The organism is Geodermatophilus bullaregiensis (genome assembly GCF_016907675.1).
In the GTDB taxonomy this organism is placed as follows: Bacteria; Actinomycetota; Actinomycetes; order Mycobacteriales; family Geodermatophilaceae; genus Geodermatophilus; species Geodermatophilus bullaregiensis.
On sequence record NZ_JAFBCJ010000001.1, the window covers coordinates 4,573,932 to 4,594,460 of the forward strand.

Genomic DNA, 20,529 nt, shown 5'->3' on the forward strand with positions numbered 1-20,529 from the left:
GCGACCCGCGCCGGGAGGGCAGCGTCCCGGGGACGACGACGCCCCCCACGGCGGGGCCGCGGGGGGCGTCGTGCGCAGGTCCGGCGCAGGCCGGGAGCGGGCGGCGGGGTCCGACCTCGCCCGGAGGACGTCCCGGGTGGCACTGGTCCCCGACCGGGGCGCTCCTGCGAGAGTGCACGCTAGCGGGCGGCCCGGAGCGGGGCGAGCAGGACGTCCCCGATCGGTCAACCCCGGTCGTCCGGTGCGCCCCGCCCGTCCCGCTCGTCGCGTCCGTGCCGGGGCGCCGCATCCACCCGTCCCGTCACACCCGCGGTTCTGTCGCACGCCGGTCGTACCGTCGTCCCGTGCGCGCGACCACCGACATCCGGCCCACCCAGGGGCGCTTCCGCGTCGTCAGCGAGTTCGAGCCCTCGGGCGACCAGCCCGCCGCGATCAAGGCGCTCGCGGAGAAGGTGGACGCCGGCGAGGAGCACACCGTGCTGCTGGGTGCCACCGGCACCGGGAAGTCGGCCACCACCGCCTGGCTGATCGAGCAGGTGCAGCGGCCCACCCTGGTGATGGCGCCGAACAAGACGCTGGCCGCGCAGCTGGCCAACGAGTTCCGTGAGCTGCTGCCGGACAACGCCGTCGAGTACTTCGTCTCGTACTACGACTACTACCAGCCCGAGGCCTACGTCCCGCAGACCGACACCTACATCGAGAAGGACTCCTCGGTCAACGACGAGGTCGAGCGGCTGCGGCACTCGGCCACCCAGGCGCTGCTCACCCGCCGCGACGTCGTCGTGGTGGCCACCGTCTCCTGCATCTACGGCCTGGGCACGCCGCAGGAGTACGTCGACCGGGCGCTGAAGATCTCGGTGGGGGAGGAGCGCGACCGCGACGACCTGCTGCGCACCCTGGTCACCGAGCAGTACACCCGCAACGACCTCTCCTTCACGCGCGGCACCTTCCGCGTCCGCGGCGACACGATCGAGGTCTTCCCGGTCTACGAGGAGCTCGCCGTCCGGATCGAGATGTTCGGCGACGAGGTCGAGCGGCTGTACTACCTGCACCCGCTCACCGGCGAGGTGGTCCGGGAGGTCCAGGAGCTGTTCGTCTTCCCGGCCACCCACTACGTCGCCGGCCCCGAGCGCATGGAGCGCGCGATCGCCACCATCGAGGCCGAGCTCGAGCAGCGGCTGGCCGAGCTGGAGCGGCAGGGCAAGCTGCTGGAGGCCCAGCGGCTGCGCATGCGCACCACCTACGACATCGAGATGATGCGCCAGGTCGGCTTCTGCTCCGGCATCGAGAACTACTCGCGGCACATCGACGGCCGGGCGCCGGGCACCGCCGGCGCCTGTCTCATCGACTACTTCCCCGACGACTTCCTGCTGGTCATCGACGAGTCGCACGTGACCGTCCCGCAGATCGGGGGCATGTACGAGGGCGACATGAGCCGCAAGCGGACCCTGGTCGAGCACGGCTTCCGGCTGCCCTCGGCGATGGACAACCGCCCGCTGAAGTGGGAGGAGTTCACCGACCGGATCGGGCAGACCGTCTACCTGTCGGCGACGCCGGGCCCCTACGAGCTCGGCCGCAGCGGCGGCGAGGTCGTCGAGCAGGTCATCCGCCCCACCGGCCTGGTCGACCCCGAGGTCGTGGTCAAGCCGACCAGGGGCCAGATCGACGACCTGGTGCACGAGATCCGGGTGCGGGTGGAGAAGGACGAGCGGGTCCTGGTCACCACGCTGACCAAGAAGATGTCCGAGGACCTCACCGACTACCTGCTCGAGCTGGGCATCAAGGTCCGCTACCTGCACTCCGAGGTCGACACGCTGCGCCGCGTCGAGCTGCTGCGCGAGCTGCGGCAGGGGGAGTTCGACGTCCTCGTCGGCATCAACCTGCTGCGCGAGGGCCTCGACCTGCCCGAGGTGTCGCTGGTGGCCATCCTCGACGCCGATAAGGAGGGGTTCCTCCGCTCGGGCACCTCGCTGATCCAGACGATCGGCCGCGCGGCGCGCAACGTCTCCGGCCAGGTGCACATGTACGCCGACACGATCACCCCGTCGATGGCCACGGCGATCGAGGAGACCAACCGGCGCCGCGAGAAGCAGATCGCCTACAACACCGAGCGCGGCATCGACCCGCAGCCGCTGCGCAAGAAGATCGTCGACATCCTCGACGGCATCTACCGCGCGGCCGAGGACACCGAGGGCGTCGAGCTCGTCGGCGGCTCCGGCCGGCAGCAGTCCCGCGGCAAGGCGCCGGTGCCCGGCCTGTCGTCCAAGGCCAAGGGCAGGGGCAAGGCCGGCGCGATCGACGTGCAGGGCCTGCCGCGGGCCGAGCTGGCCGACCTCATCACCCAGATGAACGACCAGATGCTGGCCGCCGCCCGCGAGCTGCAGTTCGAGGTCGCCGCCCGGCTGCGCGACGAGCTGACCGAGCTGAAGAAGGAGCTGCGGCAGCTCGACGCCGCCCACGCCTGACCGGACCCCGCCGATGAGAGTTCTCTCATCGGCGGAACACCGTGCTTCCCGATCACGTCCTAGGGGAAGTAACCGTCCGACGGTGGCCCGTGTACGCGGACGCCGTCGAGCGGTCATCCGTGTGGAGGGGAGTATCCCCGCGCGGCGGTGTCGTCAACACGAGGTCCCCGAGGGCCTCCGGTGCCGCCGGCTCCCTCAGAGGCGAGGGAGCGGGAGAGACCTCAGGCGCGACATCGCGGCGCCGCGCGCCGCCGAGTCACCGGAGGTTCTGCCTTGGACGTCCCCTTCTGGGTGTGGGCGATCACGATCGCCGCCATCATCGGCATGCTCGTGTTCGACTTCGTCGGCCACGTGCGCACACCACACGCCCCATCGCTGCGCGAGGCGGCGACCTGGTCGGCGGTCTACGTCGCCCTCGCCGTCGTCTTCGGGATCCTCGTCTGGATCTTCGCCGGCGGGCAGTACGGCGGCGAGTACTTCGCCGGCTACATCACCGAGAAGAGCCTCTCGGTGGACAACCTGTTCGTCTTCGTCCTGATCATGGCCAGCTTCGCGGTGCCCCGCGAGCTGCAGCAGAAGGTGCTGCTGTTCGGCATCACCTTCGCCCTCGTCCTGCGGACGATCTTCATCTTCCTCGGCGCCGCGGCGATCGAGAACTTCAGCTGGGTCTTCTACCTCTTCGGCGCGTTCCTCATCTACACCGCCGTCGCCCAGGCGCGGGCCAGCGGTCACGACGACGACGAGTTCAAGGAGAACGCGTTCCTCCGGCTCACCCGCAAGCTGGTGCCGACGACGAACGAGTACCACTCCGACCGCATGACCACGAAGATCGACGGCAAGCGGTTCATCACCCCGCTGGCCATCGCGCTCGTGGCCATCGGCAGCGCCGACATCCTCTTCGCGGTCGACTCGATCCCGGCGATCTTCGGCCTGACCGAGGAGACCTTCCTCGTCTTCTCCGCCAACGCCTTCTCGCTGCTGGGCCTGCGGCAGCTGTTCTTCCTCATCGACGGCCTGCTCGACCGGCTGGTCTACCTGCACTACGGCCTGGCGGTCATCCTCGGCTTCATCGGCATCAAGCTGCTGATCCACGCGCTGCACGAGAACGAGCTGCCGTTCATCAACGGCGGTGAGCACGTCACCGCGATCCCCGAGGTGCCTACCTGGCTGTCGCTGGCGGTCATCGTCGTCACCCTGTTCGTCACCACGGTCGCGAGCCTCGCCCGCAGCCGCCGCGACGAGCGAGAGGCCGCCGCCCGCGCCGGGACGACCGGGACGCCGACGCTGGGCACCACCGGTCCCGACGGCCCGCCGGTCGGCGATCCCGTCGGGCCGGCCGCAGGGGACGCCGCCCGACCGGGCGCCCACGCGCCCGCCCCTGCCGGGACGGCGGACCGCCGCGACGGGCACGGCGACCGCTGAGGGGCGGCCTGCCGCGAGGCCGGTGACCTGCGCGGCGACCCCGGCCAGGGGCCGCGCCGCGGAACCTGTTGCTCCCCGGCGCCGTTCGGCAGTATCGGAGGACACGTCCGCTCCGCCGGGTGCCGAACGGGCGCCCGGCGGAGCGGTGCCGGCGACGGCGGCCGGGCCCAGCGCCCGCGCCGTCGCCCGGCGGCGTCGGCCTGGGCCGGCGCGCTGCGGAGCGGCGACCGCCGGTCCGCCCCTAGAGCGCATGGGAGTCCAACAGATGGGTGTCAGCCTCTCCAAGGGCGGGAACGTCTCGCTGACCAAGGAGGCGCCGGGTCTCACCGCGGTCAACGTCGGCCTCGGCTGGGACGTCAACACGTTCGCCGGTGGCGACTTCGACCTCGACGCGTCGGCGATCATGATCGGCCCCGAGGGCAAGGTCACCCCCGACGACTCGGGCTTCGTCTTCTTCAACAACCTGCGCAGCCCCGACGGCTCGGTGGTGCACGTCGGTGACAACCTCACCGGCCAGGGCGAGGGCGACGACGAGGTCATCCAGGTCGACCTGGCCTCCGTCCCGCCGAACTGTCAGAAGATCGTCTTCCCGGTCTCGATCTACGACGCCGACAGCCGCAAGCAGAACTTCGGCGCCGTCCGCAACGCCTTCATCCGCGTGGTCAACCAGGCCAACGGCTCGGAGATCGCCCGCTACGACCTGACCGAGGACGCCTCGGTGGAGACGGCCATGGTCTTCGGCGAGCTCTACCGCAACGGTGCCGAGTGGAAGTTCCGCGCCGTGGGCCAGGGCTACGCCTCCGGCCTGCGCGGCATCGCGCAGGACTTCGGCGTCAACGTCGGCTGACCTCCGGCTCTCCCGCCGGGCCCGGACGGCACCCGTCCGGGCCCGGCGCCCTGCCCGGCGCACCTGCGCACCCCGAGCCCCGGAGGTCCCCGTCGTGGTCGACTACACCCGCCGACCGTCCGCCCCACCCGCAGCCCCCGCCGGCGGCGTGAGCCTGTCGAAGGTGACGCTCACCAAGGGCGCGCCGTCGGTCTCGCTGACCAAGGGCCACGGGGCCGGCGGGCAGATGCGGGTCAACCTCAACTGGGAGTCCGGCCGCCGGGGTCTGTTCTCCAAGGGCAGCGCCGTGGACCTCGACCTCGGCTGCCTGTGGGAGACCGCCGACGGCCGCAAGGGCGTCGTGCAGGCGCTGGGCAACGCCTTCGGCGCACTCGACCGGCCGCCCTACGTGCTGCTCGACGGCGACGACCGCTCCGGCGCGAGGAGCGGCGGGGAGAACCTCGTCGTCAACCTCGACCACCTCGACGCGATCCGCCGCGTCCTCGTGTTCGCCTACATCTACGAGGGCGCGCCCGACTGGGCCGCGGCCAACGGCGTCGTCACGCTGTACCCGCAGGGCGCCGCGCCCATCGAGGTCCGCCTCGACGAGCACGCCGCCGGCGCCCGCTCCTGCGCCATCGCGCTGCTGACCAACTCCGGCGGCGCGCTCACCGTGCAGCGCGAGATCCGCTACCTGCGCGGCGTGCAGCGCGACCTCGACAGCGCCTACGGCTGGGGCCTCGACTGGACGAGCGGGCGCAAGTGAGCCGCCCGGCTCCCCGCGGCTGAGCGCCGTGGTCCACGTCCTCACCCGCGGCGGCAACGTCGGCCTCGCGCAGGCCGGCCTGACCGGCCCCGTCGTCGTCACGCTGACCTGGACGCCGGCGCCCGGCGTCGACGCCGACCTCTCGGCGTTCCTCACCACCGCCGCCGGCCGGGTGCGCAGCGACGAGGACTTCGTCTTCTACAACCAGCCCGCCGGCGCCGGCGGCGCGGTGCGCCACCTCGGCAAGTCCACCCGCGGCGGCGCCACCGTCGACCAGGTCCGCATCGACCCGGCCGCGCTGCCCGGCGACGTCGAGAAGGTCGTCATCGGCGCCTCGCTCGACGGCGCGGGCACCTTCGGCGGGCTGTCCGGCCTCGCCGTCGAGGTGGCCGCCGAGGGCGGGCCGCCCGCCGTCCGGTGCGAGCTCGCAGCCGGCCCGGAGACCGCGCTGGTCTTCGCCGAGGTCTACCGCCGCGGACCGGAGTGGAAGGTCCGCGCCGTCGGCCAGGGCTTCACCGACGGCCTGGCCGGCATGGCCACCGACGTCGGCGTCAGCATCGACGACGAGCCCGCCGCGCCGCCCACCCCGGCACCCACCCCGCCGCCCGCGCCGGCCCCCGCCGCGCCCCCGGTCAGCACGGAGAAGCGCCGGCTGGTCGACCTCGAGAAGAAGCTGGCCGGCTCGGCGCCGCAGCTGCTCAGCCTGGTCAAGACCGCCGGCGTCAGCCTGGAGAAGCGCGGCCTGGGCGAGCACACCGCCCGCGTCGCGCTGGTCCTCGACATCTCCGGGTCGATGGCCGCCCTCTACCGGGCCGGCGCCGTGCAGCGGCTGGCCGAGCGGGTGCTGGCGTTGGGGCTGCGCTTCGACGACGACGGCGTGGTCGACGTCTTCCTCTTCGGGCAGGACGTGCACCGGCCCGAGCCGGGGCTGCGGCTGGAGGGCCACCAGCAGTACATCGCCGACCTGTCCCGGCAGTACCCGCTGGAGTACGACACCCGCTACGGCGCGGCGATGGCGGCCGTCCGGCAGGCCTACTTCGGCAGCAGCCGCGAGCGCGCCGAGCCGCAGCCGGCGCAGGTGCCGGTCTACGTCATGTTCCTCACCGACGGCGCCCCCAGCGACAAGTCGGCCGCGACCAGGCAGATCAGGGCGGCGTCGTTCGAGCCGGTGTTCTGGCAGTTCATGGGCATCGGCCCGGAGCGCCAGTTCTCCTACCTCCAGCGCCTCGACGACCTCGAGGGCCGCTACACCGACAACGCCGACTTCTTCGCCGTCTCCCAGGACGACCTCATGGGCCGCCGGCCGATCAGCGACGACGCGCTGTTCGACCGGCTCATGACCGAGTACCCCGACTGGCTCCGCCGGGCACGCGCCCAGGGCCTGCTCCGGTGAGCTGCCGGTCCGGGACCGCACTGCCCTCGACCGACCCCACATCCAGCACAGGGTGGAAGGGAACGACCGTGCGCCACTTCGCGTACCTGACCGACGACGAGCGCGGACGGCTCTTCGCCGTCCCCCCGGAGGAGGTGGGACCGGCCACCCAGCGCGGCGTGCTGGCCCTCGCCCTCGGGGCCACGCTCTACAGCCCCGGCACCCGCCCGGCGCTGGACGCCGACGCCGAGCGGGCCGCCGCCGTCGGGGCGACCAGCGTGGTCTGGTGCCTCGAGGACGCCATCCCGCACGCCGCCGTCGCCGACGCCGAGGCCAACGTCGTCGCCGCGCTGCAGCGGCTGTCCCGCCGGGTCGCCGACGGCGAGGCGCCGCTGCTGCCGCTGCTGTTCGTGCGGGTGCGCACGCCCGGGCAGATCCGCTCGCTGGCGCTGGCCGCCGGCCCGGCGCTGGCCCGGCTCACCGGCTTCAGCCTGCCCAAGGCCACCGGGACGACGCTCGGACCGATGCTCGAGGCGATCGCCGAGGTGAGCGCCGCGACCGGGCACCCGCTGTACGGCATGCCGATCCTCGAGACGCCCGAGCTCGCCTGGCGGGAGACCCGTGCCGAGACGCTGGCCGTGCTGGCCGACGTCGTGGCCGCGCACCGGGAGCACGTGCTGTGCCTGCGGGTCGGCGGCACCGACCTGTCGGGGCTGTTCGGCCTGCGCCGCGACCGGCACACCACCATCTGGGACGTCGCGGTCGTCCGGGACTGCCTGGCCGACGTGGTCAACCGCTTCACCCGCGGCGGCGAGCACGTGGTCACCGGCGCCGTGTGGGAGCACATCCCCGGTGGGCCCCGGCTGTTCAAGCCGCAACTGCGCCAGTCGCCGTTCACCGAGCAGCACGAGACCGGCCTGCGGCAGCGCATGATCGACGACGACCTCGACGGCCTGGTGCGCGAGGTCGCGCTCGACAAGGCCAACGGCGTGCTCGGCAAGACGGTCATCCACCCGGCGCACGTCTCGGTCGTCAACGCGCTGCTCACCGTCTCCCGCTCGGAGTACGACGACGCGCTGGAGGTCCTCACGGCCCGCGGCCGCGGCGGCATCGCGGTCTCCGGGCACGGGCGGATGAACGAGATCGGGCCGCACGCGCTGTGGGCCGAGCTGGTCAGCCGCCGCGCCGCGGTCTACGGCGTCGTCGCCGACGAGGCGGCGCTGGTCGAGCTGCTCGCGATCGGGCAGCGCCGGCTGGCCGAGGTGTTCGCGGTGGGGGAGGCCCGGCGCGCGTGACGGCCCCTCCCACCGGTGCGGTCGACCTCGGCCGCACCGTCTCCCGCCTGCTCGACGTCCGGGTGAGCGACCCGGACCGCTTCGCCGCGCTGTGCGGCCTGGCGCTGCGGGACAACCCGCGCCGTGCCCACCTCGTCGTCTCCCGGGTGCTCGGCAAGCACGTGCCCGTCGCGCCCGCCGACGTGCTCGGCGCCGGCGCGGCGGTGGGCGACGCCGTCGCCGCCGTCCTCGGCGGGGACGTCCCCGGCCTGGTCGTCGGCTACTGCGAGACGGCGACCGGCCTGGGCCACGCGGCCGCCGCGCGGCTGGGCGCGAGCTACCTGCACACCACCCGCCGCGTGCACCCGCGCGTGCCGGTGGCCGCCGCGTTCGCGGAGGAGCACTCGCACGCCGTCGCGCACGCGCTGCAGCCCGCCGGGGACGTCGACCTCGCCGCGCCGGGGCCGCTGGTGCTGGTCGACGACGAGCTGACCTCGGGCCGCACGGCGCTCAACACCGTCGCCGAGCTGCACGCCCGCTGGCCGCGGGAGCGCTACGTCGTCGCCACGCTGCTCGACGCCCGCACCGACGCCGCCCGCCGGGCCTTCGCCGAGCGGGCCGCCGCGCTCGGGGTGCGGGTCGACGTCGCCGCCGTCCTCACCTCCGGGCTGACCCTCCCCGCCGACGTCCTCGAGCGGGCCGCGGCCGCCCGGGCCGGGCTGCCCGCCCCGGCACCCCCGCCGGCCGGCGTGCCCGGCGGGGTCCGCGTGCACGAGGGGCTCTGGCCGGCCGGCGTGCCGACCACCGCCCGGCACGGCCTCACCGCCGCCGGCACCGCGCGTCTGCACGCGGCGGCCGACGCCGTCGCCGCCGCGCTCGCGCCGGTGCTGGCCGGCAGCCGCGGCGTCCTGGTGCTCGGCACCGAGGAGCTCATGCACGCCCCCACCGTGGTCGGCGCGCGGCTGGCCGACCGGCTGCCCGGCGTGCCCGTCACGACCCAGTCGACCACCCGGAGCCCCGTGCACGCCGCCGACCACCCCGGCTACGCCCTCCGCCGGAGCGTGGCCTTCCCCGCGCCCGACGACCCCGCGCGCACCTCGCGGGTGCACAACCTCGCCGACCCGGCGGCCGTCCCCGCGGACCGGCCGTGGTCGGACCTGCGGGCCGACGACGTCGTGGTGGTCGCCGACGCCCGGGCCGCCGACTGCGCGCCGATGGCGCAGGTGCTGCGGCCCTTCGCCGCGCGGACGGTGCACCTGGTGACCGTGCCGCTCGCGGAGCCCGCGCCGTGACCGCGGTCGGGACCGCCCTGGCACCCGCCGTCGCGGGCGAGTTCGGGTCCTACCCGGTCGAGGACGTCACCTGGCTGCTCACCGACCTGTCGTCGGTGGCGCTCGAGCGCGGCACCGAGGACCGCGAGGAGGCCATCCAGTCGGGCACCCACTACTCGGAGATGCTGCCGGTCGAGTACCAGCCCGACGAGGCCTACCTGGCGCTGTTCACCGCGGCGCTGGAGCAGTCGGCCGGGCGGCTGGCCGACGCCGTCGCCCGGGTCGGCGAGCTGGTGTGGGACGCCGCGGCCGCCGCCGGGGAGCGGCCGGTCCTGGTGTCGCTGGCCCGCGCCGGGACGCCGATCGGCGTGCTGCTGCGCCGCTGGTACCGGGCCTCTCGCGGTGCCGACGTGCCGCACTACACGATCTCGATCATCCGCGGCCGCGGCATCGACGAGGTGGCGCTGGCGCACGTGCTGGCCCGCCACCCGGCCGCGGCGCTGCGCTTCGTCGACGGGTGGACCGGCAAGGGCGCCATCCAGCGGCAGCTCACCGAGGCCGTCGCCGGCTGGGTTGCGCGGCACCCGGAGGACGCCGCGCTCGACGACCGGTTGGCGGTCCTCGCCGACCCCGGCGTCTGCACCGACCTGTACGGCACCCGCGACGACTTCCTGATCCCCAGCGCCTGCCTCAACAGCACGGTGTCGGGGCTGGTCTCGCGCACCGTGCTGCGCGACGACCTGATCGGCCCGGGCATGTTCCACGGCGCGAAGTACTACGCGCAGCTGGCCGGCGCCGACGTCTCCGCCCGGTTCGTCGACACCGTGGCCGCGGCGTTCCCCGCCGTCCCGCCGGTCGACGACGTCCCGGCCGCCGAGCGCCGGCCGACCTGGGCCGGGTGGGCGGCGGTCGAGGCGATCGCCGCCGGGCACGGCATCGGCGACGTCAACCTGGTCAAGCCCGGGGTGGGGGAGACCACCCGGGTGCTGCTGCGCCGGGTGCCGTGGCAGGTGCTCGTCCGCCCCGACCGCGCCGGCGACCTGCGGCACGTCGCCGCCCTGGCCACCGCCCGCGGCGTCCCGCTGGTGGAGGTGCCCGACCTGGCGTACTCGTGCGTCGGGCTGATCCGGCCGGTGGGCCGGTGACCGCGGTCCTGACGACGACCCTCGCCGCCGTCGACCTGGACCGCACGCTCGTCTACTCCGCGGCCGCCGCCGGTGACGCGGCCGGCCTGGAGGTGGTCGAGCACCTGGACGGCGCGCCGCTGTCCTACGCCACCTCCGGGTCGTGGGCGCTGCTGGCCGAGCTGGCCGGGCGGGCGCTGGTGGTGCCGGTGACCACCCGCACCGCCGCGCAGTACGGGCGGGTGCGGCTGCCGGTGGTGCCCCGGTACGCGCTGTGCGGCAACGGCGGGGTGCTGCTCGCCGACGGCGTCCGCGACCGCGACTGGGACGACTGGGCCGCCGCGACCGCCGCGGAGGCGGCGCCGCTGCCCGAGCTGCTCGGCCTGCTGCAGGCCGTGGCGGGGGAGCCGTGGGTGAGGACGGTCCGGGCCGCCGAGGACCTGTTCTGCTACCTGGTGGCGCACGCCCGCGACGCGATCCCGGCCGGGTGGCTCGCCGACACCGCCGCGGCCGCCTCCGCCGCCGGCGCCACGCTGAGCGTGCAGGGCCGCAAGGTCTACGTCGTCCCCGCGGGGCTGTCCAAGGCCGCCGGGCTGCTGCGGCTGCGCCGACTGCTGACCGGGGACGGCTCCGCGCCGCGGCTGCTGTGCGCCGGCGACAGCCTGCTCGACGCGCCGATGCTGCTGGCCGCCGACGCCGCCGTCCGCCCGGCGCACGGCGAGCTGCACGAGCAGGGCTGGACCGGCGCGCGGGTCGCCGTCACCGCCGCCACCGGGGCCGCGGCCGGCGAGGAGATCGTCCGCTGGCTGCTCGCGCGGGCCTGAGGCGCTCAGTCCGCCCGGGCGGTCCGCACCAGCCCGGCCAGGCCGCCCTCGATGGCGGTGGCCTCGCGGAGCACCGCGCCGACGTCGGGTCGCTCGGCCCGCGCCGCCTCCTCCAGCGGGGGCAGCCGCCGCGCGAGGTCCTCGAAGGTCCGGCGGAAGCGGCGGGCCCGCTCCTCGGGCAGACCGGCGAGGAAGCGCCGCGCGTCCACCAGCGCCCGCTGCACCTGGGTCAGCAGCGCACCCGGGTCGGCGGCGACGGCGTCCAGCCGCTCCAGACGCCCGGTCGCCGCGCGCACCTCGTCGTCGACCCGGCCGGCCGCCGTCCGGACCCGGGCCAGCAGCCCGGCCGCGGCGGGGACGTCGAGCACCGGCGCGGCGAGGACGGCGTCCAGCCCGGCCAGGGCCTCGTCGACCTCGCCCAGGGCGGCGGCCGCCCGCTGCGGTGCCCGCTCGACGTCGCCCCACGCCGAGAGCGGATAGCGGCGGCGCAGCGTGCTCATCACCGGTGCAAGCCGCTCGTGACGGGTGCCGAGCGCCTCGCGGCGGGTGTGCACCGACGCGGCGCCCCGTCGCACGTCCGCCGCGCGTGCGGGCAGGGCCCGGGCCCGCTCGGCCACGGACCCGGCCGACCGCCGCGCCCGCTCGGCGTCCGCCGCGGCCGGTCCGGCCCTCCGCTGGGCCAGCGCGGCCTCGGCCGCGGTCACGGCGGCGGCGGCGTCGGCGAGGGCGGCCTCGAGGGCCGGGTCGCGCAGCCCGGCGGCGGTCGCCTCGGCGAGGGCGGCGCGGGCGCCGGCCACGGCGTCCCGGGCGGCGGGGACGGCCCGGGCCGCCGCGGCGCGGACGCGGGTGGCGGCAGCGAGCACCTCGCCGTACTGGTCGCGGAAGCGCAGCACCTGGGCGAGGACCTCGCGCAGCGCGGCGGCGGCCCGGCCGAGGTCGGTGGCCGCCCTGCGCGACGGGCCGGACTCCGGGTCGGCCTCGTCGTCGTGCTCGGCGAGGGTCTGCAGGTACTGTCCGATGACCGCGTCGGCGTGGACGGAGAGGTCGCGCCAGTCGCTGGCCAACGAGTCGGGAGCGGAGATGCGGTGCTGAGCCCGTGCGCCACCGCCCGCACCGGACTCCTCCGCGACGGACACGGCGTCGGGCAGGTCGCTGAGCGCGGTGTCCAGCTCCAGCATCGCCGCGGCCGCGGCCTCCCGCGCCGCGGCGGCCTCGCGCCGGGCGGCGTCCGCGTCGCGGCGCCACCAGCGGGGGGCGGCGCTCCCGCCGAGCCCGGCCATGCGCGCCTCCCGTCCTGCCCGTGGTCCCCGTCCGGCGGGGACCGGCCGGTGCTCCTGCGCACCGGCGGCCGATGCCTACCACGCCGGAACACCCTCCGGCGGGGCGGTGCTGCACCGGGCGGGCGGCCGCGGCCGCCCGCCCGGCCGGACGTGTCCTTCGTCGCACCAGCGGGGTCGGCGGGAACCGGGGTCTGCCGGGTCTCGTTGACAGCAGGACCCGCCTCCCGGCCGATCCGGCTCGGTCGTCCGTGCCGAACTCGTCGCCGCCTCGTCCGTCAGGCGTCGGAAAGGATCCCCTGATGCTCCGCTACTTCGGCTTCTCCGTCTTCCTGACGGTGGCCGCGCTCGTCACCGCCGTGGTCTTCGGCGGGCCGGCGGCCCTGCTGGCCGTCGCCGTCCTCGGCGTGCTCGAGGTCTGTCTGTCGTTCGACAACGCCGTGGTCAACGCCAAGGTGCTCCGCCGGATGAGCCCGCTGTGGCGGAAGCTGTTCCTCTACGTCGGCATCTTCATCGCCGTGTTCGGCATGCGGCTGCTGCTGCCGATCGTGCTGGTGTCGGTCACCGCCGGCCTGTCGATCCCCGAGGTCTGGGACCTCGCGCTGACCGACCAGCAGGCCTACGGCGAGAACGTCGAGTCCGCCGCGGAGGCCATCTACACCTTCGGTGGCATCTTCCTGCTGATGATCTTCCTCAACTTCCTCTTCGACGAGGACCGGGAGATCCACTGGCTGTCCTGGCTGGAGCGGCCGCTGGCCAAGGCAGGCAAGCTGCCCTACCTCGCGGTGATCATCGCGCTGACGGTCATCTACGTCGGCTCGCAGATCGCCGACCCCGAGAAGTACTCGACGGTCCTGGTCTCCGGCATCGCCGGCCTGTTCACCTACCTGCTCATCGGCGGCCTCAACGAGCTCATGGAGGCCCCCGAGGTGGACGACGACGCCGACGACGTCACCGCGACCGGCGGCTCGACGACCCGGAACGACGTGGGAACGGCGACCAAGGCCGTGGCCGGCGCCGGCGCGGCGGCGTTCCTGTACCTCGAGGTGCTCGACGCGTCGTTCTCCTTCGACGGCGTCATCGGCGCCTTCGCCATCAGCAGCGACATCTTCATCATCGCGCTGGGCCTGGGCATCGGCGCCTTCTGGGTGCGGTCGCTGACCATCTACATGGTCGACAAGGGCACCCTCGACGAGTACCGCTACCTCGAGCACGGGGCGATGTGGGCCATCGGCTTCCTCGCCGCGATCATGATCCTCGAGCTGCGGTTCCACATCAGCGAGTACGTCACCGGCCTGACCGGCCTGCTGTTCATCGTGGCCGCCGTGATCAGCAGCGTGGTCGAGAGCCGGCGGGAGCGGGCCGCCGAGCCCGTCCGCGCCGAGGAGCGCGACGAGGTGACCGTCGGGCGCTGACCGCGCGCACGGTCCGGCACGACGGCGGCCCCGGGGCACCTGCCCCGGGGCCGCCGTCGCACCCGGCGGGCCGCGGCGCGGGACCTACCGCTGCACCGGCCCGGCCCGATACGGTCCCGCGCCGTCCCCCGTCCCGTCCTGCGAGAGGAACCCGTGGCACTGCTCACCGCCGACAGACGCGTCCTGCACGCCGACCTGCAGGGCGACCGCATCCGGGCCGCCAGCGGCTCGATGGTCGCCGTCGAGGGCACCGTCGAGTTCAGGTCCTCCGGCATGGGCGGGGGCGGCGGCATGCGGGCGGCCCTCAAGCGCGCCGTCGCCGGGGAGAGCCTCTCGCTCATGGACTGCACCGGCCACGGCCGCGTGTACCTGGCCCTCGACGCCATGGACGTCCGCGTCGTCGACCTGGCCGGCGACACGCTCACCGTGGAGAGCGAGCACATCCTCGCCCACACCGACCAGCTGCGCCTCGACGTCCAGTTCGCCGGCCTGCGCGGCATGACCAGCGGGCAGGGCCTGGCCACCACCACCGTCACCGGCCACGGCCAGGTGGCGATCGTGTCGCAGGGGCCGGTCATGGCGCTGGAGGTCCGGCCCGGGATGGACCTGGTCGTCGACCCCGACGCCTACGTCGGCTCGCGCGGGCAGCTGTCGATGAACCTGGTCAGCGGCGTCTCGTGGAAGTCCCTCGTCGGCGAGGGCACCGGCGAGCCCTTCTCCCTCCGCTTCACCGGGCACGGCCTGGTGCTGGTCCAGTCCTCGGAGCGCTGACCCGTGCCCTTCGAAGCGGTCAACAGCAAGGTCGTCCGGGCGCGCGTCAGCCCCGCCACGCCGGTCCTCGCCCGCCGCGGCGCGATGCTCGGCTACTCCGGGCAGGTCACCTTCCGCCCCGTGCACGGGCAGGGCCGGGGCGTCGGCGGCATGGCCGGCGCCGCCCTCTCCGGCGAGTCCACCCCGATGATGGCCACCGAGGGGCAGGGCGAGGTCCTCTACGGCTACAAGGGGCTCCACGCCACGCTCCTGGAGCTCGACGGCAGCGCGCCGCTGGTCTGCGAGGCCGACCGGCTCCTGGTGCACGACGCCGGCCTGCAGACCAGCGTCGCGTTCCTCGGCTCCGGCGGCATCCGGTCGGCGATCGGCGGCGCCATGACCGGGCAGGGGCTGTTCACCACCAACGTGCACGGCCGCGGGTCGGTGGCGCTGCTCTCGCACGGCGGCGCCTTCCCGCTGCAGCTGAACGGCACGCAGGTCGGCGTCGACCCGCAGGCCTACGTCGGGCACGTCGGCCGGCTCACCGTCGACCTCGCGGCCAAGGTGGGTCTGCGCGACGTGGTCGGCCGGGGCTCCGGCGAGGCCTTCCAGTTGCGGATCAGCGGCCACGGCACGGTGTACGTGCAGGCCAGCGAGCAGAAGTCCTGAGGACGGCGACCATGACGTACCCGCCCGGCAACCCCTACGGCGGCAACCCCTACGGCGGCCAGCCCCAGCCCGGCTACGGCGGCCCGCCGCCGGGCGGCGCCCCGGCCGGGGTGCCGGACACGCTCGACGCGCAGACGCTGCCGGACGACGACAACGTCAACCCCTACGTCTTCTGCGTCGCGCTGAACGGCGACTGGTTCATGAGCAAGGGCGCGATGCTGGCCTACTACGGCGACGTCCGCTTCGAGGCGGTGACCGAGTACTCCTCCGTGCAGGCGTGGGTGGCCGCCCGCTTCTCCAGCCCCGTCTACGTGCAGGACTGGGTGGTCGCCTCCGGCCGGGGCAAGGTCCTCATCGGCAACCGCGGCTTCGACCTCAACAGCTACGACCTCGACGACGGGAACCTGACGATCAAGGCGCGCAACCTCTGCGCGTTCTCCCCGCAGCTGGAGCTCAAGCAGTCGATCGTGCCGGGCTTCGTCACCCTGCTCGGCACCGGGAAGTTCATCGCCTCCTCCAACGGGCCGGTGATCTTCGTCGAGCCGCCGTTCCGCGCCGACCCGGACGCGCTGCTCGGCTGGGCCGACTGCCCGTCGCCGTCGGTGCACCACGACGCGCAGTGGATGACGCAGAGCCTCCGCGGCATGCTCTCGGGGGCGCTGGGCCGGGCCTCCGGGGAGGAGCGGCAGTACGACTTCACCGGGCAGGGCACGATCCTGCTGCAGTCCTCCGAGGTCGCCCGCGAGGACCCGGCGGTGCTCCGGCTCGTGGAGTCGCAGACCCAGCTGCTCACCGACACCCAGGCCGGCGCCCTCGGGCAGCGGCTGGTCGCCCGCGCGCAGCAGTCGTGAGCCCGGTCCCCGGCCCGGCGCGGACGACCGGGCCGGGGACCGGGCTCCACTAGTCTCGGGGCCCCATGCGGCCCGCCGACCTCGCCCTGCTGCGCACGCCGGGGGTGCCGACCGTCTCCCCGGACGGCCGCATGGCCGTGGTCGCCGTCGAGCGGCCCGACGTCGACGGCGACGGGTACCGGGCGCAGCTGTGGGCGGTGCCGACCGACGGGTCGGCGCCGGCCCGCCCGCTCACCTCCGGGGCCCGTGACTCCGCTCCGGCGTTCTCCCCGGACGGCCGGTGGCTGGCCTACCTCTCCGCCGCGCCGGGGGACCCGCCGCAGGTGCACCTGCTGCCCACCGCCGGCGGCGCCCCCCGCCGGCTGACCGACGCGCCGCTGGGCACCGGGGCACCGGTCTGGTCGCCGGACTCCCGGCGGCTGGCCTGGGTGGGTCCGGTGCCCCCGGACGGTGCCGACGCCGGCGCCCCGCGGCTGCTCACCCGGCTCCGCCCCGGCGGAGCCGACGAGGACGAGCACACCCGCGACCGGCCCGGCTGCGTGTTCGTCCTCGACCTGCCCGGGGACCCCGACGACGACGGCGTGCCCCTGCCGGAGCCGCGGCAGCTGACCGACGGCGCCGGCGGGGACACCGACGTCGCCTGGTCGCCCGACGGCCGGGCGCTGGCCTTCGTCTCCGCCCGCCACGCCCGTGCCGACCGCGACCTCGTCCGCGACGTCTACCTGGTCCCGGCCACCGGCGGGGACCCGCGGCGGGTCACCCGGGGCCGCGGCCGGTGCCGGACGCCGTCCTTCGACCCCGGCGGCGCCACCCTCCTCGTCACCGCCCGCCCAGACCTCGGCCCCGAGGGGCTCGACGTCGCCGGGAGCGGGCCGACCCCGTGCCGCGTGCCGGTCACCGGCGGCCCGCTCGAGCCCCTGCTGGACCCGCGGGAGACGCACCGCGCCGACGGGACGCCCGGGACCGTCGTCGTCGACGGGGCGACGCTGGTCGGGGTCCGGCGGGCCGGGGCGGTCGAGCTGCTGCGCGTCCCGCTGGACGGCCGGTCGCCCGAGCCGCTCGTGGACGGGCCGTTCACCGTGCGCGGGTTCGCCGCCGCCGGCGGGGTCGTCGTCGCGACGGTGGCGCACGACCGGTCGGCGGGGGAGCTGGTCGCCATCACGCCCGGACGGCGCCGGCTGCTCACCGGCTTCGGCCGCGGGCTGGGCGCCACCGGCCGGCTGCACCGGGCGGCGGAGCTCACCGCCGCCGCCGACGGCGGGCGGGTGCACGGCTGGGTGACCGTGCCCGACGGTCCCGGCCCCCACCCGGTGCTGCTGGTCGTGTCGGGCGGCGGCTGGTCGCTGCGGGACGACGTCCAGGTGCACGCGTCGGCCGGGTACGCCGTGGTGCAGTGCGGCCCGCCGGCGTCCGCCGACGCCGCGCTGGCCGTCCTCGACGCCGCGCTGGCCGACCCCGCGCTGGACGCCGAGCGGGTCGGCGTCCTGGGTGGCGGGCTCGCGGGGGCACTCGCCGGCCGCACCGACCGGTTCGGCGCCGCCGTGGTGGAGCGCCCGCCGGCGGGGACCGTGCCGGACGTCCTCGACGCCGTCCGCACGCCGACCCTCGTCGTCTCCGCCGAGCGGGACCGGCGCTGCCCGCCGGAGGAGGGGCAGCGGCTGTTCGCCGCGCTGCAGCGGCGCGGCGTCCCCAGCGAGCTGCTGCTCTTCCCGGGCGAGGGTCCCGACCCGACCGCCACCGATCCGGCCGCCGCCGGTCGCCCGCGGCACCGGCTGGCCCGCCTGGAGCACCTGCTGCGCTGGTGGGACCGCTGGCTGCCCGCGGCCGAGGGCCCCGACCCGGCCGGCGAGCGAGCGGCGGCGCGGGAGGGTGGCGGCGCCCCCTAGGGTCGGGGAACGCGTCCGCCGCTCACAGAGCAGGGCCTCCGTCGGGGGACCTGCGGGAGGGCCCCAGTTGGTCGACTACACGAAGCGCCCGAAGTCCCCGCCGCCGCAGCAGCCGCCACCCCCGGCGCCGCCGCAGCCGCCGCCGTACCAGCCACCACCTCCGCAGCAGCCACCGCCGCCCGGTCAGCCGTACGGACAGCCGCCGTACCCGCCGCCCGGCCAGTACCCGCTCCCGGGCCAGCCGCCGTACCCGCCGCCCGGCCAGTACCCGCCCCCGGGTCAGTACCCACCGCCCGGGCAGCCGCCGTACGCGCAGCAGCAGCCGCCGCCGTCCGGCGGCGTGGACCTGGGCAAGGTGTCGCTCACCAAGTCGTCGCCGTCGGTGTCACTGACCAAGACGGCCGGGACGACGGGCATCCTGAGGGTCAACCTCAACTGGAACTCGAGGCCCGCGGGCGGGGGTGGCGGCGGCTTCCTCAAGCGGCTGGCCGCGGCCGCGTCGTCCGGGGCCATCGACCTCGACCTCGGCTGCCTGTACGAGTACGCCGACGGGTCGAAGGGCGTCATCCAGGCGCTGGGCAACGCCTTCCGCGGTCAGCACTCGCTGGGCGGCGGCCAGTCGATCGTGTGGCTGGACGGGGACGACCGGTCCGGTGCCGCGAGCGGCGGCGAGAACCTGCTGATCAACCTGGAGCACACCCAGCTGATCCGCCGGGTGCTCGTGTTCGCGCTGATCTACGAGGGCGTGCCGAACTGGGGTCAGGCCGACGCCGTCGTCACGATGTACCCGTCGAACGGCCCGCAGATCGAGGTGCGTCTCGACGAGCACGACCCGCGCGCCCGGATCTGCGCGATCGCGATGATCGAGAACCAGGGCGGGCAGCTCGTCGTCAACCGCGAGGTGCGCTACGTGCACGGCGGCCAGGACGTCCTCGACCGCCAGTACGGCTGGGGCATGGACTGGACCCCCGGCCGCAAGTGAGGCGGTGAGCCCGTCCGGCGCGCCCGGGGTCCACCCGCCCCGGGCGCGCCACCCCGGCCGCCGTCCTGGCAGGGTGACCGGACGACGACGGAGGGGGTCCTCGTGGGAGAGCGCCGGCTGCCCCGCTGGTCCGAGCTGAGGGAACTGGCCCGGCCGCGCCGACCGGCCGGCGACGCCACCGACCGGCGCCTGGCCCGCGCCGCCAGCATCGGCGACCTCCGCGAGATCGCCCGCCGGCGGGCACCGCGGGCCGTCTTCGACTACACCGACGGCGCCGCCGGGGCGGAGATCAGCCTGCGCCGCTCCCGCGAGGCGTTCCAGCGGGTCGAGTTCCGTCCCAGCGTGCTGCGCGACGTGTCCGTCGTCGACTCCTCGACCCTGCTCCTCGGCCGCCCCTCGGCCCTGCCGCTGGCGTTCGCGCCGACCGGGTTCACCCGGCTGATGCACGCCGAGGGCGAGACCGCGGTGGGCCGGGTGGCCGAGCGGGTCGGCATCCCGCACGCCCTGTCGACCATGGGGACCACGACGATCGAGGCGCTGGCGGCCGCGGCACCCGCGGTCCGCCGCTGGTTCCAGCTCTACCTCTGGCGGGACCGCGAGGCCAGTGCCGCGCTCGTCGAGCGGGCCGGCGCGGCCGGGTACGAGGCGCTGGTGCTCACCGTCGACACCCCCGTGGCCGGGCCGCGGCTGCGCGACGTGCGCAACGGCTTCACCATCCCGCCGGCCCTCACGCCGAGGACCGTCGCCAACGCCGCCGTCCACCCCCGCTGGTGGATCGACCTGCTCACCACCGAGCCGCTCGAGTTCGCCTCGCTGCGCTCGTGGGGCGGCACCGTCGCCGAGCTCGCCGACCGCGTGTTCGAGCCGGCGGCGACGCTGGACGACGTCCGTGCGCTCCGGGAGACGTGGAGCGGCGCGCTGGTCGTCAAGGGCGTGCAGACGGCGGAGGACGCGCGGGCGGTGGTGGACGCCGGCGCCGACGCGGTCGTCGTCTCCAACCACGGCGGCCGCCAGCTGGACCGGGCGCCCACGCCCCTGGAGGAGCTGCCCGCGGTGGTGCGGGCGGTCGGCGACCGCGCCGAGGTCTACCTCGACGGCGGCATCCTGGACGGCGCCGACGTGGTGGCCGCCGTCGCCCTCGGCGCCCGCGGCTGCCTGGTGGGCCGGGCCTACCTGTACGGGCTCATGGCCGGCGGCGAGCGCGGGGTGCAGCGGGCGGCGGACATCCTGGCCCGGGAGGTCGCCCGGACCCTGCAGCTGCTCGGGGTGACCTCGGTCGCCGAGCTGACGCCGGACCGGGTGCGGCTGCGCGCCTGACCGGCGCCGGTTGCCCCTTCCACCGGCGGGTTCCTAGG

The 20,529-nt window shown here is 75.5% G+C and carries 17 protein-coding genes; 16 read left to right on the plus strand and 1 reads right to left on the minus strand.

Annotation, left to right across the window (positions count from 1 at the left end):
• Positions 1 to 344: 344 nt before the first annotated feature.
• The 9 genes from uvrB (at position 345) to JOD57_RS21990 (ending at position 11,344) form a co-directional block, all read left to right on the plus strand.
• Positions 345 to 2,465 (plus strand): excinuclease ABC subunit UvrB, encoded by a 2,121-nt coding sequence (uvrB, locus tag JOD57_RS21950; protein WP_204693958.1) that lies wholly within the window; start codon positions 345 to 347, stop codon positions 2,463 to 2,465.
• Positions 2,466 to 2,738: 273 nt separating this feature from the next.
• Complete coding sequence (locus tag JOD57_RS21955) at positions 2,739 to 3,887, plus strand: TerC family protein (protein ID WP_204693959.1); 1,149 nt, start codon at positions 2,739 to 2,741, stop codon at positions 3,885 to 3,887.
• Positions 3,888 to 4,137: 250 nt separating this feature from the next.
• The gene (locus JOD57_RS21960; protein WP_275582113.1) at positions 4,138 to 4,734 is read left to right on the plus strand and encodes a TerD family protein; all 597 of its coding nucleotides are present in this window, start codon (positions 4,138 to 4,140) and stop codon (positions 4,732 to 4,734) included.
• A 94-nt stretch (positions 4,735 to 4,828) separates the two neighbouring features.
• Positions 4,829 to 5,479: a TerD family protein gene (locus JOD57_RS21965; protein ID WP_204693960.1), complete on the plus strand. Its 651-nt coding sequence runs from the start codon at positions 4,829 to 4,831 to the stop codon at positions 5,477 to 5,479.
• Positions 5,480 to 5,507: 28 nt separating this feature from the next.
• Positions 5,508 to 6,872: a VWA domain-containing protein gene (locus tag JOD57_RS21970; RefSeq protein WP_204693961.1), complete on the plus strand. Its 1,365-nt coding sequence runs from the start codon at positions 5,508 to 5,510 to the stop codon at positions 6,870 to 6,872.
• A 68-nt stretch (positions 6,873 to 6,940) separates the two neighbouring features.
• Complete coding sequence (locus JOD57_RS21975) at positions 6,941 to 8,146, plus strand: HpcH/HpaI aldolase/citrate lyase family protein (protein WP_204693962.1); 1,206 nt, start codon at positions 6,941 to 6,943, stop codon at positions 8,144 to 8,146.
• Complete coding sequence (locus tag JOD57_RS21980; RefSeq protein WP_204693963.1) at positions 8,143 to 9,417, plus strand: phosphoribosyltransferase domain-containing protein; 1,275 nt, start codon at positions 8,143 to 8,145, stop codon at positions 9,415 to 9,417. The genes JOD57_RS21975 and JOD57_RS21980 overlap by 4 nt, the downstream gene beginning before the upstream one ends.
• Positions 9,414 to 10,541 carry a cysteine protease StiP family protein gene (locus JOD57_RS21985; protein WP_204693964.1) on the plus strand — a complete coding sequence of 376 codons (1,128 nt, stop codon included), beginning with the start codon at positions 9,414 to 9,416 and terminating at the stop codon, positions 10,539 to 10,541. Before JOD57_RS21980 ends, JOD57_RS21985 begins: the two co-directional genes overlap by 4 nt.
• Positions 10,538 to 11,344: an HAD family hydrolase gene (locus JOD57_RS21990; protein ID WP_275582114.1), complete on the plus strand. Its 807-nt coding sequence runs from the start codon at positions 10,538 to 10,540 to the stop codon at positions 11,342 to 11,344. The genes JOD57_RS21985 and JOD57_RS21990 overlap by 4 nt, the downstream gene beginning before the upstream one ends.
• Positions 11,345 to 11,349: 5 nt before the next feature.
• Here the strand turns inward: JOD57_RS21990 and JOD57_RS21995 are convergent, their stop codons facing one another.
• Positions 11,350 to 12,624, minus strand: coding sequence for a hypothetical protein (locus JOD57_RS21995; RefSeq protein ID WP_204693966.1), 1,275 nt, complete (start codon positions 12,622 to 12,624; stop codon positions 11,350 to 11,352).
• A 299-nt stretch (positions 12,625 to 12,923) separates the two neighbouring features.
• Between JOD57_RS21995 and JOD57_RS22000 the strand changes: the two genes are divergently transcribed.
• From JOD57_RS22000 to JOD57_RS22030, 7 genes are all read left to right on the plus strand, one after another.
• Positions 12,924 to 14,036: a DUF475 domain-containing protein gene (locus JOD57_RS22000; RefSeq protein ID WP_204693967.1), complete on the plus strand. Its 1,113-nt coding sequence runs from the start codon at positions 12,924 to 12,926 to the stop codon at positions 14,034 to 14,036.
• 153 nt (positions 14,037 to 14,189) lie between these two features.
• Complete coding sequence (locus JOD57_RS22005; protein WP_204693968.1) at positions 14,190 to 14,807, plus strand: AIM24 family protein; 618 nt, start codon at positions 14,190 to 14,192, stop codon at positions 14,805 to 14,807.
• A 3-nt stretch (positions 14,808 to 14,810) separates the two neighbouring features.
• A complete protein-coding gene (locus JOD57_RS22010; protein WP_204693969.1) occupies positions 14,811 to 15,455 on the plus strand; it encodes an AIM24 family protein in 645 nt (214 codons plus the stop codon).
• An 11-nt stretch (positions 15,456 to 15,466) separates the two neighbouring features.
• Entirely contained in the window at positions 15,467 to 16,306 is an 840-nt protein-coding gene (locus JOD57_RS22015) for an AIM24 family protein (protein WP_204693970.1), read from the plus strand.
• Positions 16,307 to 16,371: 65 nt separating this feature from the next.
• The gene (locus JOD57_RS22020) at positions 16,372 to 18,192 is read left to right on the plus strand and encodes a S9 family peptidase (protein ID WP_204693971.1); all 1,821 of its coding nucleotides are present in this window, start codon (positions 16,372 to 16,374) and stop codon (positions 18,190 to 18,192) included.
• A 67-nt stretch (positions 18,193 to 18,259) separates the two neighbouring features.
• The gene (locus JOD57_RS22025) at positions 18,260 to 19,174 is read left to right on the plus strand and encodes a TerD family protein (protein ID WP_204693972.1); all 915 of its coding nucleotides are present in this window, start codon (positions 18,260 to 18,262) and stop codon (positions 19,172 to 19,174) included.
• Positions 19,175 to 19,276: 102 nt separating this feature from the next.
• Positions 19,277 to 20,491: an alpha-hydroxy acid oxidase gene (locus JOD57_RS22030; RefSeq protein ID WP_204693973.1), complete on the plus strand. Its 1,215-nt coding sequence runs from the start codon at positions 19,277 to 19,279 to the stop codon at positions 20,489 to 20,491.
• Positions 20,492 to 20,529: the final 38 nt, after the last annotated feature.

Bases quoted from the DNA above. Each gene is read 5' to 3' on its own strand.
- JOD57_RS21960 (WP_275582113.1), top strand. From the start codon at position 4,138: ATGGGAGTCCAACAGATGGGTGTCAGCCTCTCCAAGGGCGGGAACGTC.
- JOD57_RS21995 (WP_204693966.1), bottom strand. From the start codon at position 12,624: ATGGCCGGGCTCGGCGGGAGCGCCGCCCCCCGCTGGTGGCGCCGCGAC.
- JOD57_RS22000 (WP_204693967.1), top strand. From the start codon at position 12,924: ATGCTCCGCTACTTCGGCTTCTCCGTCTTCCTGACGGTGGCCGCGCTC.
- JOD57_RS22015 (WP_204693970.1), top strand. From the start codon at position 15,467: ATGACGTACCCGCCCGGCAACCCCTACGGCGGCAACCCCTACGGCGGC.
- JOD57_RS22020 (WP_204693971.1), top strand. From the start codon at position 16,372: ATGCGGCCCGCCGACCTCGCCCTGCTGCGCACGCCGGGGGTGCCGACC.